A 15,194-nucleotide genomic window follows, 5' to 3' on the forward strand; every position below is an offset into this window, starting at 1 on the left:
AGAAAAAAGTGGTGATTTTCTCTACTTTAGTTTTTTAGGAGTATTTTCTTGCACAAATCGAGTTGTGTTGTGCTTAGCCGTGTTGATGTTTCTATTTTAAATCCGTTGCCATTAGTGGAAACGCCTTTACAGCAGGTTTCCCCCTCACCTGCGGATGATTATTTAGAGGTTAAACTTGATTTAACTGAGCATTTAGTCAAACACCCTAGTGCAACGTATTATATTAAAGCGATGGGGGATGCCTGCCTTTAAGATTCTCCTTGCCATTCGTAAGCAAGTGACGTTATTAAGCTCTAATTACGAATTGTATGGTTACGAGTCGGCGTGTCTTTAATACAGTACGTGATTACTCAGCAGATGTAGAGCCTTATTCGATTGATAAAGCATTTATTGCATTAGATAGATTTTCTGATGTTATTTCACATTATCAGCATATCCGAGCGGTAGTAAAACGTGACACGGGTATACCCGTCAGTATTGGTATTGCTTCAACCCGAACTTTAGCTAAAGTCACTAACCATATTTCTAAAAAGCAAACGGCTTACTGCGGTGTCTGTTATTTAGCAAATGACAGTGGTTTGTTGACTGAAGCCTTAAAGTAGTTTCCAGTGAGTGAAGTATGTGGAATTGGAAATCGTATTGTGGAAAAACCACACGCGCTAGGTATTCGGATTTGCGCCAAGCCAACACCAAACAAATTAGGCAGCAGCACATTACTGGAGCTACAAGAAACTTCTTGTAACGAGTTAGATGATATGTCCACGCCAAAACAAAATATAATGACTTCGCGTAGCTTTGGTTAGTTAACCGGTGAGTTATTTGATTTACAGGAAGCGATTCGTGTTCATGTCAGCCGAGGAGTGGAAAAACTTAGACATCAACACTCCGTTGCCAGTACAGTACTGTTTTTTTTGAAAACCAATCGTTTTCGTGAAGATGTGGTGCAATATAACCCCTTTATAGTGGTTCCTCTAGCATCCCCACCGATGATTCAAGCCGCACAAAAAGGATTACAGGTTATTTATAAAAAAGGGGGGATATATATTAAGACTTGGGTAATTTTGCTTGACTTACGCACTAAGAATACGGATTCACAGTTTGATTTATTTGAAGATATGAACAATATAGAGCAAAAGCAAAAAAGTGATAGGTTGATGCAAGCACTCGATGGGATCAATCACAAGATGGGTAAAATACTGTGTAATTAGGTGGTATTAGAAAACAAGCCCCTTGGCAAATTAAGCGGGCGTTACTAATCCCGCGTTATACCACGCGTTGGGATGAGTTGCTTCAAGTCAGGTAGTCATTTTTATATGTTTTATCAAGGATTACTTTGACGATAATTACGATGCCACTCATCAATATAAGCTAACTCATCGACTTCTTAGGAAGGTATTTTTGTTTGGACTCATCTTTAGTACAACGAGATAAGTAATTACAAGCAGGACACCAAGTGCCTGCTTTAACATGACTGGGCCTTGCTTGCCACGTATGACCTAAATGACAAATCCAAGTCAGTTTGGTTTCTAAATTTTTGTAACTTGTTGAAAGGCATTGTCCGCCTCGTGCTATCGCCAGTTGTTGCATGTCCTCAATGGTGTAGGTTTTACGGGCACAGTAGGGACACCAACGACCTGTACGAATCAAATAGGTTGCTTGTGACCACTGATGTCCCTTAGCACATTGCCACGTAACCTTATCACTTACCATTGCATCATAAATAGCTAAACATAACCCACCACGAGCCGCTGCAAGCGACTGTAAATCAGCTAATGAACAGCGATGCTTCTCATAACGGCACCTTGGGCACCAAGTTTTTGAGTTCTTGATACTGTTTCCTGTGGTTTGCCATTCATGTCCGCTGGCACAACGAAAGCTGTATTTATCTTTACCATATGTATAAGCCGTTGATAAGCACTCCCCTCCTTGCTTGTTGGCTATTTGTTGCAGAATTTGTAGCGCGTGTTGTTGTTTTTGTACTGTGGTACATACTGGGCACCACTGTCCTTTTTTATAGCCATCAATATTCATTTGCCAAGTGTGTCCGTATTGACACTGCCAGGTGAGAGGCTGACGACTATTTTGGTAGTCAGTAGTAAGGCATTTGCCCTTTTTTTGCTGAGCCAGATTTTGAATATCTTCAATACGGTAACGAAGATTATCGAAATAACAGTGAGGACACCACTGTCCGCGATGCAAATGAAATACTCGAAATTTAAATGTATGACCGTTGCTACAGCGTATGTAAAGTTTAGCAGTTTGGGTAAGCTCATTGGGATTAAGCCATTCCCCTCGCCATAAATGAATCAATTTTTTAATCGCACTACGCAGTGCTTTAGAGTATTCAGGGGTGCTTTGTCCTTTATTACTCGGCCACTTAGCAAGTGAGCGTAGGATTTTTTGTTGTAAGGCGGATGGGGCATTTTTGAGGGCACTGCCACAATCAGGGGGAAGTGTTAAAGTCATAATAAGCATCTTAACTAATTCGCTCCGTTACATTATCATCTATGGGTGGTGATACTACGGTAAACCATAGATTATCCAGAATACTCGCTACGCGATAAACGTCAGGAAAAAAGCTAGTGCCTAACGCCACTGATAACAATTGACTGAGATTAGCACAATAGTTCTCCTTCATGTACCCGAGCCATACGGCTTTCGTCTCACTAAACGCGGATTGCACTTCTTGCATTTGGGTAATGGTAAGATTAAGTTTTTCAGGAGTGGTTTGCATAGTACGTCGTATATAACTTTCAGACGTTATCGGTTCTGATGCTTGATAACTCAGTAATAATGCACTGATAAATGCAGTACTGTCTTGATTGCTAGCTTGGTCTGTGATTAATAAATACAGGGTATTATCTTGTTTATCAATCAATCTCTCAATGATAACGGGATGCCTTTGGCTCTGCGTTCACATAGGCAAAAGTCACCATCCACGGTAAGTTAACCAGGGCAAAACTGCTAAGTAGGTTTTCTTCAAAAAATGGCGAGTGCAGTGTGTTATCCACGCTTTCAAAAAGCATGACCTTATGGCTTAAGTTATCAATATCATTTTGCTCATCGATGAGTGCATCGAAACTAAATTGACTCGGTGTCATCAGAAATGATTTGAGTACCACCATTGATTGCATCGACCAGTCTTGCCAGTGTTGGTGAAACGCTTTCTCTTGTTGTGCCCAGCATTTTTGTTTTTCTTCAGCATAGCCATACACCATCAACCTGATACCAAAGCACATCCTTGCGATAGTTAATGTAATCACTAGTCGAATACGGAAAAAACCTATCATCGTCGTTTGTGTCTGGAGCGACTCCAGCAACATGAAGACTGTCATGAATAACACACCAGCATAAATCAAGACAATCAGCGAAAGCCAATTCCATAGTTTAAGTGGTGTTAGCTTCGGTAAGGGTGGTATTACGGGTTTAGACCACACGTCTTTCTCCTTGTTTTATGTGGTAACCTTTAGTTATTTTTTATAAATACGTCACCACCATCGTCACGACGTAGTAATTGCCATGTCAAATCGATATACTCTTGCTGAGTTTCACTATCAATAAAAGGCTCTACTTTATAGCCACTGACTAACTCACGATATTCAATTCTGCCATTAATGGTGGTTGAATACAGCCCACTATGACGGCATAATTCTCCGGTTTTGAGGCTTATACGCACCGCCGAATCAACTTGATTGATGCTATCTAATATTTCTTCATTTACTACAGGAATATCGGTTGCCCTAACATCATCAAAACGACTTTGCCACTCTTTTGAGGTTCGTTTATTAAAACGGATTTCGCCATTAATCGAGCCAAAGCCTAATGAACCAATTTCAGGGGCTCGTGCGGCCTTTAACAGCACATTGACGTTAACATAATGCCGTGGATACGGATTGCTCGCCACATCCCCCAGTTCAGGCACTTCACCGGCCCGCACCACAACCCCACCCGAATAGGGATAAAAGGTGATACCTTCATCATGATTACGCTGCTTTAATTGGCTAAGACCACCCAGTTTGTTATTAAGCAACTCATCACCGAGTACCGTCAGCCAGTTAATGCACTTAAAACCTTCTCGAAAATGCTCATCTGTTTCATCATTAGAAATATCTAACCCCAAAAATTGATGGGCAATATCGTATTCTAAATATTGGTAATCATAGTATTCATGGCTGTGCTGAATACCTAAGCCAAAAAAACCATGCATCGGTTGTAAAATACCACTGATTTTTTGAATCAACTCCACCAGTTTTTCAACACCAAAATGCTCAAGCTCATCAATCGGCAGATAAAATTGGACATAGCTTAATGGTTTGTGTACCTCTTCATACCATTGCACTTTAGAAAATACTTCAATCATATAACTAGGAGTAAAATCTAAATTGTCAACATTACTCCAATAAAAATTCAATGTGTCATCATCAAACTGACTAATTTGTTCTAACTTTTGTGCTAATGAGCTACCGTGATATTGATATAATTCGTTTGGATCGCCATCGAAATAGCCATAACGCAGCTTTTCCCCCCAATATTGATCATACAGCGCTAATACTTGTCTAATGGCTTGCCGTTTTTCTGGTCGGTAAGCTTGGTTTAAATAAAAACAACCCACCAACCCCGTTTTTAACGAAAAGGCATTATCGGGATCTAAATAGTGTGTATAAGTAAACTGTGCCTCATTTTCAAAGTACTTATCTAATAATCGTTGTACATTTTCTATCATCATTTATCCTGTTATTTTTAAGTAAAACACATTCACCAATGCTTGGCTAGTCATCAGAGGTTGGTTCATCACCTGGCTTAAAATAGTAAGTCGATATACTTCCTGCCGAAGAGGTTTTCCCTGTTGCAAACTTACCTGAACCTTTACCTATCTTTCATTCCTTGTCACGCCGTAGTAATTGCCATGTCAAATCGATATACTTTTGCTGAGTTTCACTATCAATAAAAGGCTCTACTTTATAGCCACTGACTAACTCACGATATTCAATTCTGCCATTAATGGTGGTTGAATACAGCCCACTATGACGGCATAATTCTCCGGTTTTGAGGCTTATACGTACCACCGAATCAACTTGATTGATGCTATCTAATATTTCTTCATTTACTACAGGAATATCGGTTGCCCTAACATCATCAAAACGACTTTGCCACTCTTTTGAGGTACGTTTATTAAAACGGATTTCGCCATTAATCGAGCCAAAGCCTAATGAACCAATTTCAGGGGCTCGTGCGGCTTTTAACAGCGCATTGACGTTAACATAATGCCGTGGATACGGATTGCTCGCCACATCCCCTAGTTCAGGCACTTCACCGGCCCGCACCACAACCCCACCCGAATAGGGATAAAAGGTGATACCTTCATCATGATTACGCTGCTTTAATTGGCTAAGACCACCCAGTTTGTTATTAAGCAACTCATCACCGAGTACCGTCAGCCAGTTGATGCACTTAAAACCCTTTCGAAAACGCAAATCACTTTCAACATTAGAAATATCTAACCCCAAAAATTGATGGGCAATATCGTATTCTAAATATTGGTAATCATAGTATTCATGGCTGTGCTGAATACCTAAGCCAAAAAAACCATGCATCGGTTGTAAAATATCACTGATTTGTTGGATAAATTCAATTAATTGTTCAACACCAAAATGCTCAAGCTCATCAATCGGCAGATAAAATTGCACATAGCTTACACCTCTGTGCAGTTCTTCATGCCAACCTACCCTTGAATACGCTTTAATAAAGTACTCTGGAACAAACTCTAAATCATCAACATCACTCCAGTAAAAATTCAATGAATCGTTATCAAACTGACTAATTTGTTCTAACTTTTGTGCTAATGAGCTACCGTGATATTGATATAATTCGTTTGGATCGCCATCGAAATAGCCATAACGCAGCTTTTCACCCCAATATTGATCATACAGCGCTAATACTTGTCCGATGGCTTGCCGTTTTTCTGGTCGGTAAGCTTGGTTTAAATAAAAACAACCCACTAACCCCATTTTTAACGAAAAGGCATTATCGGGATCTAAATAGTGTGTATAAGTAAACTGTACCTCATTTTCAAAGTACTTATCTAATAATCGTTGTAAATTCTCTGTCATCATTTATCCTGTTATTTTTAAGTAAAACACATTCACCAATGCTTGGCTAGTCATCAGAGGTTGGTTCATCACCTGGCGTAAAATAGTAATAGAATTGCTGCCTAGCGGGATAATAATGTACTTTTCTCCCTCGCTCATCAAGGCGATATTTATCTCTATTTTGCCTTGCTTGCATTGAATCGTCCTCAATATCCATTATGGGGTTTATCTGTCCAATATTTTTTTGATAACGATAATCAATTTCTATTAAACGATCATCTCGGTATTTCAGGCGTTCTTGTTTAGAAAAATCACGATAGTAAGTTAGCTGATTATTTTTTTCTAAAACATAACTATTAGAGTTTTTTTCCTGTGCGGCTAGTCGTTCAGCACTCGCGGCCCCGACTCCAACAACCGTTGTGGCTCTAATAATTGGAAGGAGCTCGATCAGTTTACCCCCTCCAAACTAGTTATTGTCGCAGTGGTAACTGATTCGGCACTTGACGCCAAGTTCGCTGCTTCCATTTTTCAGCAAAGATAGACAATATCGAAAGTGATGAGAGGCCACTAAGGTTTAATGTATAATGGTTGTTCAAAGAATGAGAAATGATAGCACCAAGATACCCTGTTTCTCGCTGTGAGATCAACATAGGAATTCCTTATTATTTGCAATCAATTTTTATTATTGTTCACTTATTAAGTTGTTTTATACATAATAACGATAGGCGGATTCATTCTCAGAATGATAGGTTATTTCTTAATTTATATCAATTATTTTTATATTATTGTGATATTAGCCTGTAGTTAATATTGGTAATAATCTTTAAATCACATTTTTTGTAAACAATATCAGTAATAAGCATTGTATAAATAGCCATGCACTTTTGGTATTTTTCGGACCTTCAACCGCACACGTCCAGATACTATAACCATATCCTAATCGTTTGTGGTATTTGAGTTTTCAAAGGCTTCATATATCGCTAGGCAGCAGTTTTCTCAACTTTAGCAATCTGTTGCATCTGTGGAAATTCCATCACATAACACATAAAAAAACTGGGTATAACAATAAAAACGTATCATCTACCGTATGAATTAGCGATTGATGTTGGTTGATAATGAACTTTTGCATTAAGATAACTTCTTTTAACCATTGTACAAAATGTTCTCCTGAGGGGGGGATTTCATCAATTTGCTTCATTACTTGTTTTTTCATATCGGTAAATTCAACGATAGGTAACGTTGATTTACAAACTGGGGAATGAAAGCAACTTGCAAATACCCCATATTTTCCGTTTGGTATAACGTAATGCCCTTCACAAATTTTACATTGGATAAATATTATTAATATTCATTATCAGTTTACTTATCGCTTAATAACAAATGACGTAATTAATAGCTATTTCGAAACAATCATATTAACCACAAATAATTCAATGCCTCTCTCAAGAAAAAGCAAGAGGAGATAGTTTAAATTTTAACTTTTAACTTTCACATCTAAATTTATATTTTTTTAGAAGATAAAGTTTTTTGCTCCGTTGTTTTTTGTAAAGAATCAATTTCCTCTGATATAACAGATTTTAAAGGAACTGCACCCACCGGCAATGCTTTTTCAATAATTAAGTCTGAACCTTGTTTGGCTAGCCATTGCTGTAATTTGGTAAAATCACTGCACCAAAGGGTTTCAATATCACTATCACGTTGTTGATTGTTTTCGGAAGTCAATTTAACTGCTCGTACCTGCATGCGTGCCACCTCAGCGTTAGCGGCTAACTCTATGCCGTAACCAGGTGTAGAAGGATTACGCAAAACTAATCGCCCATCTTTCGCCCACTGTGTATCCATTCCGTGTCGTACTTCATATCCTAGGCTAGCCAATCCCTGTAAAATAACTTGTTGTCTGTACATCGCTTCTGTTTTTTCTTTGATTTTTGCCAGCGTATGTTCGCAATTATCTATTAATATTTTCAATTCTTTAACACTCATCGTGTCAAGTTTATTAAAATCAAAATCTAAAGGCTCCGTTGTTTTTTGTTGTAATTCAGCGATTAATAATTCCAATTGTGCTTGTAAAACACCACGTTCCTTGGCCTCATTAACCGCTTGAGCTAAGTCTAATACAATACTATCAAGCAGTAGTTTCTTACGGCTAGGTTGCAACTCCTGCTCAATGTTGTTTAAGCGCTCAATAAATACATCATAAACTTCTTTTTGTTCAAGTGATAACTCTGCAAGATAGTGTTCAATTTTTTGTATATAAGGGTCTTTTTGCAATGCAATATTTTGTTGTTCTAACCAGCTTGCAAAGGTTTGCGTGGTGTCATCTACTACCATACGGTTGAGCAAAGCTTGTTGCTCTTGTGAAAGTTCTTTGGTGTTTTTAGGCGTGAGTAAATTAAAGACTTTCGTTAAAAGCTGATTAACATTCCCCTGATATTTACCTTTAATCGCTTGTTGTAATTCGTTATTGAATTGATCGGAGAGTACTACTTGTTTATTATTTAATAAATTAACCAGAGCTTTGATATTTTCTTTTGCTTGCTTTTCTTCAATAGCTTGCTGGCTTTTTGCTGCGACCTTTAATTGTCGACGTTGTGCAATATCGTCATTTAGACTGGTTATTTCAATCGGCACAAGTTTTTGTATATCTGAGAAACGTTGCTCTTCTAACATATGATCAAAGGTTTTCCGTTTTGCAACGATTGTTTCATAAAACTTTTCATCTGTTTCACTCAGCTTATCCATTGATTTTTGCCATTGTTTTATCGATTGATCCAGACGGGCCAAATAGCCTTTGCTGGTAGCCGTCATTTCTTCTAGCGTAACAATTCTTACAACTTTTGGGCCACTCATTGACTTACCTCGGGTGTTAATACAGTTTCAACCAACGTTTTTAAACGTTTCTTTTCTTGTTCTTTATTTTCATACCAATTATGTGATGAAATACGTATGATATTAGGAATTGCACGTTTTAAAACCGATTGTCGCCAGATTTCACGTGATCTGGCATGATTTAACAATGAGTGAATTGGTGCATCACATTCAATCCCAATACTGTATAGTTTCGTTGCTGGGTCTTCAATCGCAAAATCTAACGCGAATACCCCATTACCTGATTGACGCATATACCCTACCCCCAAAGACTGGATAAAGGCTTCTACATCATCAAGAAAAGCATCTTGTTGCTTAGTCTCTGCTCTATCAATAACCAACTGGCTATTCCCCGTAACCCGATTAAGTAGATCTTTACTGTAATCAAATTTACCTTCTGACAATGCTTTAGCATAGGCTAAATAGCACTGTAAATAATCTCTAGGTGTAGTTGGGATCTGTTTGCCAGATAACATATCAGAAATAGCGTCTATCGGCATCGAGGAGACTAAAATTACTTTTTTTCGAGCTCGTGTAATGGCCACATTAAGTCGCCTTTCTCCACCTTGTTGGCCTAATACGCCGAAATTACGTCTAAAGACTCCTTTCTCATTGCATCCGAAAGTTGTCGAGAACACAATAATGTCCCGTTCATCGCCTTGTACATTTTCAACATTTTTAATAAAAATGGACATATCTTCGCCGTTGTCCATGCGTTGATTTTCTTCTTTGAAGATGTCGGCAAACGTTTCATCTTCAGCTGCTTTTTCATAAAAGAACTTTTCAATTAAGTCTGCTTGTTTTTTATTAAATGTAACCACGCCTATAGAAGGACGTTTGCCCGATGACTGCTGCCAAATATTGTCCACCACTTGAACAACTTTTTTGGCTTCTTTTAAATTTGTTTGTTGTTCATATACTCCATTAGCCCATATATACTCTAAAGGCTGTGCTTGTTTAATCGTATCTAACGGATGCCGAACGGGTATATTTAGTTGATTCATATAGAAAGCAGCATTCGAATAATCAATTAACTCTCGATATTCCGAACGATAGTGAATTTGCAGGCCTGTTGTTGGTAATACTGATCGAGCAAGCTGTAGTAAATCAGGACAATCCGTAATTTCTTTTGAGTCCCATTTGCCTTGTAATACCTCTTGTTGTTCTTCATCGGTTAATTTAGCGCTTAAATTAAGATCTAAATCTTCCTCAAGCTCTACTTGAGCACTAAAGAAAGAGCTAGGTGGCATTTGCTTTTCATCCCCACTAACGACAGCCACTTTACCGCGATAAAGTGATGGTATTGCATATTCGACAGGCATTTGTGAAGCCTCATCAAAAATGACCACATCGAACAAGCCTGCTTTTAAAGGTAATAGCCGGCTAACAATATCAGGATTCATTAACCAAATGGGTCTTAAGCTCATAAGCCCTAACTGCACACCTTGTTCTACAAACTCGCGCAATCTTCTCGCACGCTGCCCCGTTAATCGGGTGATATCTTCCCATTCTCTAGCGCTCGCTAACTTACCGAAAGGAATATTGTGCGTAAATAAGGTTTTATTTAATTCACGGATCTCTTCATCAGCTTTGGCTAAAGCCTGAATTTGTTGTTGAATTTCATCCTCATTGGTTAGCAGTACAGGATTATCTTGCTCAATACGTGCTTTCCATGTCTGTTTAGCCTCATAATTTAATAGCTGTCTAAAACTTTTATCAAGCGCTGTCATGGGTAAATGAGTTAAGTCTTCCTGATAAAGCCTTAAACGTTCAAACAACTTAATAGCTTTGGCTGATAATTGTGGAACACGTTTTCTAAAATATTGGTAAGCTTCAAGAGTATCAAGTACACGGTTAATTTCTATCAGCAACATCGGAGAAATTTCATTTTTTTCGATGGCTGTTTTGCAGTTTCCATAGAGTGTATCTTCAAAATAACTCACTAACGGCAATAATGCCTCTAAAGAAGCTTTACGTGAAGCATATCTTTCAAAAGCGGTATGATAATCATTTAATAAGTGTTCGAATGCCACTTTACTTTGTAAGACTGACTTTTCAACTTCTTCACAGTGAGGTGCCGACATAATTCTTTTAGCCCATTCTTTTACCTCTTGCAAACTTGTTAATGTTTCATTGACGACATTTTTTATATTCAGGTTTGTACGATTATCAGGTACTGGCAATTGTAGTCTAGCGCATATAGTTTGTATCTCTTGACGAATGGGGCGATATTCTTGCTCAAGCAACAATGCATTATAAAGCTTAGGAATGACCTCCAAATTCGGCAACTCACCTTGTAATGCTAAAAATGCTAATAATGCCTGTTTTGATCTATAACGTTTAATATTTAAGAAACTATACCATGACCTAGGCATTAACATCCGTCGAGCTTTGTTTGATAAATCATTTAACTCATTTAACTCTAACAAACAAAGTTTAAGGGATAAATCACACCAACTGCTTTCATTTAACAGTGCTAAGCGCTCTTTCAATAGAGTCAGTTGGTTAATTAGTAAATCGCCTTCTAACACAGCGGAAGCATCAGCACCCAGCTTAAAGAAAGGCAACCATTTTACTAAACGTGCGCGAATACTTTCTGAGATCGCCAGAAAATAATTCCCCTCTGCTTCAATCCATTGCTGGTAGGGTTTTGGGTTGTCTACTTCAAAGCGCGTATGATTAGTCAACTGACTCATTCTTAGCTGTTCAACACTTAAAAAATGGCTAAAGAATTTTTTAAAATCTTCTAGTGTAGCTAAATCATGGGAAAATACTTTTAAATGAATTAGAGGACTATTTTCGTAACAGGCAGGCAACCAAAAACGCACTAGTGGTGCACACTCATTTTCTAATGCGATTAACTGTTGTGGATCGCAATCACTTAATACTGATCTTATTTGAGGCGCTGCAAATAACTGATAGTTTTTATTAGCACCAATTAAATCAGCAATCAATTCTCTATAACTTAACCCCGTTTGAGGATCTTGTTGATGTAGTGCCTCGTGATGACTATCTAAGCGATTTTCTAAATCTGTAATTTTGGCTGCAACTCGCTTACGCTTTTCGATCCAATCCGTTCTTTCAGGAAATTTAAATAATAATCCCAGTTGTTCTCGTATACTACTAATCACCGAATTTCTATTTGCATTAACATCATTGACCATAATACTGCGAGAATCTAGCCCCTCAGCAGCTAAGCGTTTATATACTACCTCTAAGGCTGCTTTTTTCTGGCAAACAATCAACACAGTTTTATTTCGGCCAATCGCGTCGCCCACCATATTTACAATGGTTTGGCTTTTCCCTGTTCCAGGAGGACCTTCAATTAAGAGTCCTGAGTCTTGTCGTGCTTGCAAAACGGCATTTTCTTGCGAAGGGTCACTGGACACTGAAAAATAGCGATCTAACTCTGCTGGCTTTTCAGGAATCTCAGCAACTGCTTGATAAGGCTTTAAACGCAGTGCTGTTTCTAACGCAGTATTAACAGGGGATAATTTCTTTAAACGGTTAAGTTCTTCACCGATGGATTGACCTAAAAAGTTTACATCAAATAAGACAGCCGAACATGCAAAGCAGACTTGACCACGTTCAGTGTCAAAATTAACAGGTAGATTTTGCACTTGCCGAGACAATACACACCCCAAATGAGTCAATGTATCCATAACTTCGAGTGTCGTCAGCGCAGATCTCGCTAATAATTCATCTATAACGCTTTTCCAGTTTTCATACAACGCTTTTCCTAATATACCTTCTAATGCAGGATTAACTCTGATTTCTTCACGTTCAATATCAAATGCTAAAGTAATACGGTTGGGAACGCCCATGTTATAATTGAGTGTGATGGGCCAAAGTAATAGCGGAGCAATACGAGGTAATCGATAGCTATTAGGCTCTTGATAAAGCAAAAAAGGGAATCCCATATACAATCCATTTATTCCTGTATCTCTTCTATAGAGATTGGATTGGCGGTATAAATTACGCAACTGATACTCGATAAAGTCGTTGGCTTGAAATGCTTCCATATCAATAGTTTGCGGTCGGCTATTGCGCTGTACAATATGATCTAACAATTTATTGGCAGACGTTCTTTCTGTACCTAATAAATTAATATCGACACGCGCTGTATGCATTCCTAGTCGCATTCTTACCAAAGGGCCTTGTAATATAGACGTAGTGACTTTTTTATGGAAAAAATCAATAATCTGAGAAGTATACTGCCGTTTATGGGGCTTAACCCATTTTTCAGGTTCAATACTTAATAAAACCAACAACCTCGGTAATGGCATGCGTTTTTCAAGACGGTATTGTTCTGCCCACTGGTCGACTTCCTCCAAGCCCGTGCTGGCAAATCCCTCTATTCGTTCATTTAACTGTTGATAAAGCGTCAAACGCGGTTGCGCGATTAACCTTCTTAACGCCTCATCATCAACCATATCAATGTTGAATTTTTTTCCTAATTTGAGTGACTCTTTAAGTACTGTATCTAATGATTTAAACTGTCCAAGCTCAGCACTGAGTAAAACAATAAAATCCTCTTCGCTAATGCTGCGTCGCTCTAATAATGACAGTAGCCCTGCATTATTTGCATCCGGAAACAGGGCACTTTTTTCCGACCATATGGCTGCTAATTGGGCTCGAGAAGCAGATAACAAATGGATTCTTAAAACTTCCTCATCAAGTTTTATTTGTAAGTTCAAAGCTCGCTGACGAACTGTATTAGCTCGCTCATGTAAATGCCATAACCACACCTCAGACGCTTTTAGTATACTTGGAATAACTCCTGAAATAAGCTGGTATCCATCACTAGGATGTTGCAATAACCAATTTGGCGTTACAATATTACCGGCTATAATGAGTGGGATGTCAGGATTTAAAATCTTTAATACCACCATCAATTGCATATCCGATGTTAAATCCGGCTTACGCATAACCTCTCTGATAGTGGCTAGACTCGTGGCGTCAAAATCTGCTTGCTCTAACCATGTCACCAAATTACCTCGAGACAAAAGCTCTGTCGCCTCTTGCCAATTAACAGGGTTAGCTGCATTTAATGCAAATAATTTAACTCTATGGTAACTTTTTCCACCTAAGGAAATACTCCTATCGAGATCAACTTCTTGCACAGTCGCTTGCACAATTTCTGAAGCAGCTACATCCTCGCCATTAATCCACGCTTGAACTTCAGACCATTGCCAGCGACAATGATGGTCTTTAGCCAATAGCCCTCTTAATAGCAACTGTAACCGAGGGTCTAATGTGGTTGGAATATCTACACCACTGGCCAGTACTTGAATGATAAACGCTTGTGTATTTACGCCCTCAAAGCATTTACCTTGTGTCAATTGCTCTAGTAGAATAACGCCCAAGCTCCACCAATCAGAAGCGACACTTACACCACCTGCTACAACTTCTGGCGCAGTATAAAAAGTAGTTGCCAAAGGCGATATGACTTCTAGATCAAACTCTGATAGCCTTGCTGAACCAAACCCCGTAATCACTAAATCCAGAGGTTCTTTTGTACGCACTAATAAGTTATTAGGTCTTAAATCACAATGACGTAAACCTGCTGCGGTAAAAGCATTTAGTGCTTGACCTAGCTCTGTCATGACATGGCGAATAGTATCCATATCATTAATGACCATCCCCAGATCAGCCAATACTCCACCGGTTAATTCTTCTGCCACAACATAAGCTTGGTCGTTCCAACGACCTTTAGTAATAATTTCTGGCACATGCTCACGAGGAAGGTTACGCAAGACTTCATATACATCAATATTTGGCTCAGCACCGGTATGATAGAGCGTTAGAACTGCACGTTTTTCATCATGTAATCTTTTGACCAAATAACGTTCACGCACGCCATCGGTTTGACTAATAAGTTGCAATAACTGCCAATCATCAATGGTGGTAATATCAGACTCTGTTATGGCTTCTTCTTGGTTAGAAGGTATTCGTTCTAGATTTTCTGAATTATCTATCTCAGCTAAATCAGCACCACACTCCATGCAAATTAAATCACCTGTATCCATGATATGACCATTCACACAGTGTGCCACAGTGATTTCTGGCAATACATCATTGACAGTTACAACGCTCTGAGGGCGCCATCCTGTCTCACTAATAGTTACCGATGACAAATCCCAACCACAGAGTTCATCATTAATAGTCCCTTCACAGAAAATCTCATGAAGAGATCGCTCTGTTTGACAATTAGGACAAAACCGCATCATTGCCATT

Annotated in this window: 14 protein-coding genes and 1 pseudogene; 5 read left to right on the top strand and 10 right to left on the bottom strand. The window is 38.6% G+C overall.

Annotated elements, in window-relative coordinates:
* The first annotated feature begins 48 nt into the window (after nucleotides 1-48).
* From J3U63_RS06030 to J3U63_RS13400, 5 genes and pseudogenes are all read left to right on the top strand, one after another.
* The gene (locus J3U63_RS06030; protein WP_267370917.1) at nucleotides 49-252 is read left to right on the top strand and encodes a hypothetical protein; all 204 of its coding nucleotides are present in this window, start codon (nucleotides 49-51) and stop codon (nucleotides 250-252) included.
* Between the two features lie 56 nt (nucleotides 253-308).
* Nucleotides 309-602 carry a hypothetical protein gene (locus J3U63_RS06035; RefSeq protein WP_267370920.1) on the top strand — a complete coding sequence of 98 codons (294 nt, stop codon included), beginning with the start codon at nucleotides 309-311 and terminating at the stop codon, nucleotides 600-602.
* 6 nt (nucleotides 603-608) lie between these two features.
* The gene (locus J3U63_RS06040) at nucleotides 609-803 is read left to right on the top strand and encodes a hypothetical protein (protein ID WP_267370922.1); all 195 of its coding nucleotides are present in this window, start codon (nucleotides 609-611) and stop codon (nucleotides 801-803) included.
* A gap of 30 nt (nucleotides 804-833) precedes the next feature.
* A pseudogene (locus J3U63_RS06045) lies at nucleotides 834-1,208 on the top strand (Y-family DNA polymerase); the annotation flags it as partial.
* A 5-nt stretch (nucleotides 1,209-1,213) separates the two neighbouring features.
* Complete coding sequence (locus J3U63_RS13400) at nucleotides 1,214-1,303, top strand: DUF4113 domain-containing protein (protein ID WP_416381299.1); 90 nt, start codon at nucleotides 1,214-1,216, stop codon at nucleotides 1,301-1,303.
* Nucleotides 1,304-1,368: 65 nt separating this feature from the next.
* On the opposite strand, the gene J3U63_RS06050 is transcribed toward J3U63_RS13400, so the two are convergent.
* From J3U63_RS06050 to J3U63_RS06095, 10 genes are all read right to left on the bottom strand, one after another.
* Nucleotides 1,369-2,466, bottom strand: coding sequence for a hypothetical protein (locus tag J3U63_RS06050; protein ID WP_267370927.1), 1,098 nt, complete (start codon nucleotides 2,464-2,466; stop codon nucleotides 1,369-1,371).
* A 10-nt stretch (nucleotides 2,467-2,476) separates the two neighbouring features.
* The gene (locus tag J3U63_RS06055) at nucleotides 2,477-2,878 is read right to left on the bottom strand and encodes a hypothetical protein (protein WP_267370930.1); all 402 of its coding nucleotides are present in this window, start codon (nucleotides 2,876-2,878) and stop codon (nucleotides 2,477-2,479) included.
* 4 nt (nucleotides 2,879-2,882) lie between these two features.
* Nucleotides 2,883-3,437: a hypothetical protein gene (locus J3U63_RS06060; protein WP_267370931.1), complete on the bottom strand. Its 555-nt coding sequence runs from the start codon at nucleotides 3,435-3,437 to the stop codon at nucleotides 2,883-2,885.
* Between the two features lie 29 nt (nucleotides 3,438-3,466).
* The gene (locus J3U63_RS06065; protein WP_267370934.1) at nucleotides 3,467-4,723 is read right to left on the bottom strand and encodes a type VI immunity family protein; all 1,257 of its coding nucleotides are present in this window, start codon (nucleotides 4,721-4,723) and stop codon (nucleotides 3,467-3,469) included.
* A 154-nt stretch (nucleotides 4,724-4,877) separates the two neighbouring features.
* Complete coding sequence (locus J3U63_RS06070; RefSeq protein WP_267370937.1) at nucleotides 4,878-6,110, bottom strand: type VI immunity family protein; 1,233 nt, start codon at nucleotides 6,108-6,110, stop codon at nucleotides 4,878-4,880.
* A gap of 46 nt (nucleotides 6,111-6,156) precedes the next feature.
* Nucleotides 6,157-6,285 (bottom strand): hypothetical protein, encoded by a 129-nt coding sequence (locus J3U63_RS06075; RefSeq protein WP_267370940.1) that lies wholly within the window; start codon nucleotides 6,283-6,285, stop codon nucleotides 6,157-6,159.
* 274 nt (nucleotides 6,286-6,559) lie between these two features.
* A complete protein-coding gene (locus J3U63_RS06080) occupies nucleotides 6,560-6,739 on the bottom strand; it encodes a hypothetical protein (protein WP_267370942.1) in 180 nt (59 codons plus the stop codon).
* A 383-nt stretch (nucleotides 6,740-7,122) separates the two neighbouring features.
* Complete coding sequence (locus J3U63_RS06085; RefSeq protein WP_267370944.1) at nucleotides 7,123-7,302, bottom strand: conjugal transfer nickase/helicase domain-containing protein; 180 nt, start codon at nucleotides 7,300-7,302, stop codon at nucleotides 7,123-7,125.
* 287 nt (nucleotides 7,303-7,589) lie between these two features.
* Entirely contained in the window at nucleotides 7,590-8,939 is a 1,350-nt protein-coding gene (locus J3U63_RS06090) for a hypothetical protein (protein WP_267370947.1), read from the bottom strand.
* Nucleotides 8,936-15,193, bottom strand: a complete 6,258-nt coding sequence (locus J3U63_RS06095; RefSeq protein WP_267370950.1) for a protein kinase domain-containing protein — start codon at nucleotides 15,191-15,193, stop codon at nucleotides 8,936-8,938. The genes J3U63_RS06090 and J3U63_RS06095 overlap by 4 nt, the downstream gene beginning before the upstream one ends.
* Between the last annotated feature and the right edge of the window lies 1 nt (nucleotide 15,194).

Source organism: Gilliamella sp. B2838, from assembly GCF_026536185.1.
GTDB lineage: Bacteria > Pseudomonadota > Gammaproteobacteria > Enterobacterales > Orbaceae > Gilliamella.

Excerpts from the sequence above, each read along its gene's own strand:
- J3U63_RS06035 (WP_267370920.1), top strand. The coding sequence starts at position 309 with ATGGTTACGAGTCGGCGTGTCTTTAATACAGTACGTGATTACTCAGCA.
- J3U63_RS06050 (WP_267370927.1), bottom strand. The coding sequence starts at position 2,466 with ATGACTTTAACACTTCCCCCTGATTGTGGCAGTGCCCTCAAAAATGCC.
- J3U63_RS06065 (WP_267370934.1), bottom strand. The coding sequence starts at position 4,723 with ATGATAGAAAATGTACAACGATTATTAGATAAGTACTTTGAAAATGAG.
- J3U63_RS06070 (WP_267370937.1), bottom strand. The coding sequence starts at position 6,110 with ATGACAGAGAATTTACAACGATTATTAGATAAGTACTTTGAAAATGAG.
- J3U63_RS06075 (WP_267370940.1), bottom strand. The coding sequence starts at position 6,285 with ATGCAAGCAAGGCAAAATAGAGATAAATATCGCCTTGATGAGCGAGGG.
- J3U63_RS06080 (WP_267370942.1), bottom strand. The coding sequence starts at position 6,739 with ATGTTGATCTCACAGCGAGAAACAGGGTATCTTGGTGCTATCATTTCT.
- J3U63_RS06085 (WP_267370944.1), bottom strand. The coding sequence starts at position 7,302 with ATGAAAAAACAAGTAATGAAGCAAATTGATGAAATCCCCCCCTCAGGA.
- J3U63_RS06090 (WP_267370947.1), bottom strand. The coding sequence starts at position 8,939 with ATGAGTGGCCCAAAAGTTGTAAGAATTGTTACGCTAGAAGAAATGACG.
- J3U63_RS06095 (WP_267370950.1), bottom strand. The coding sequence starts at position 15,193 with ATGGCAATGATGCGGTTTTGTCCTAATTGTCAAACAGAGCGATCTCTT.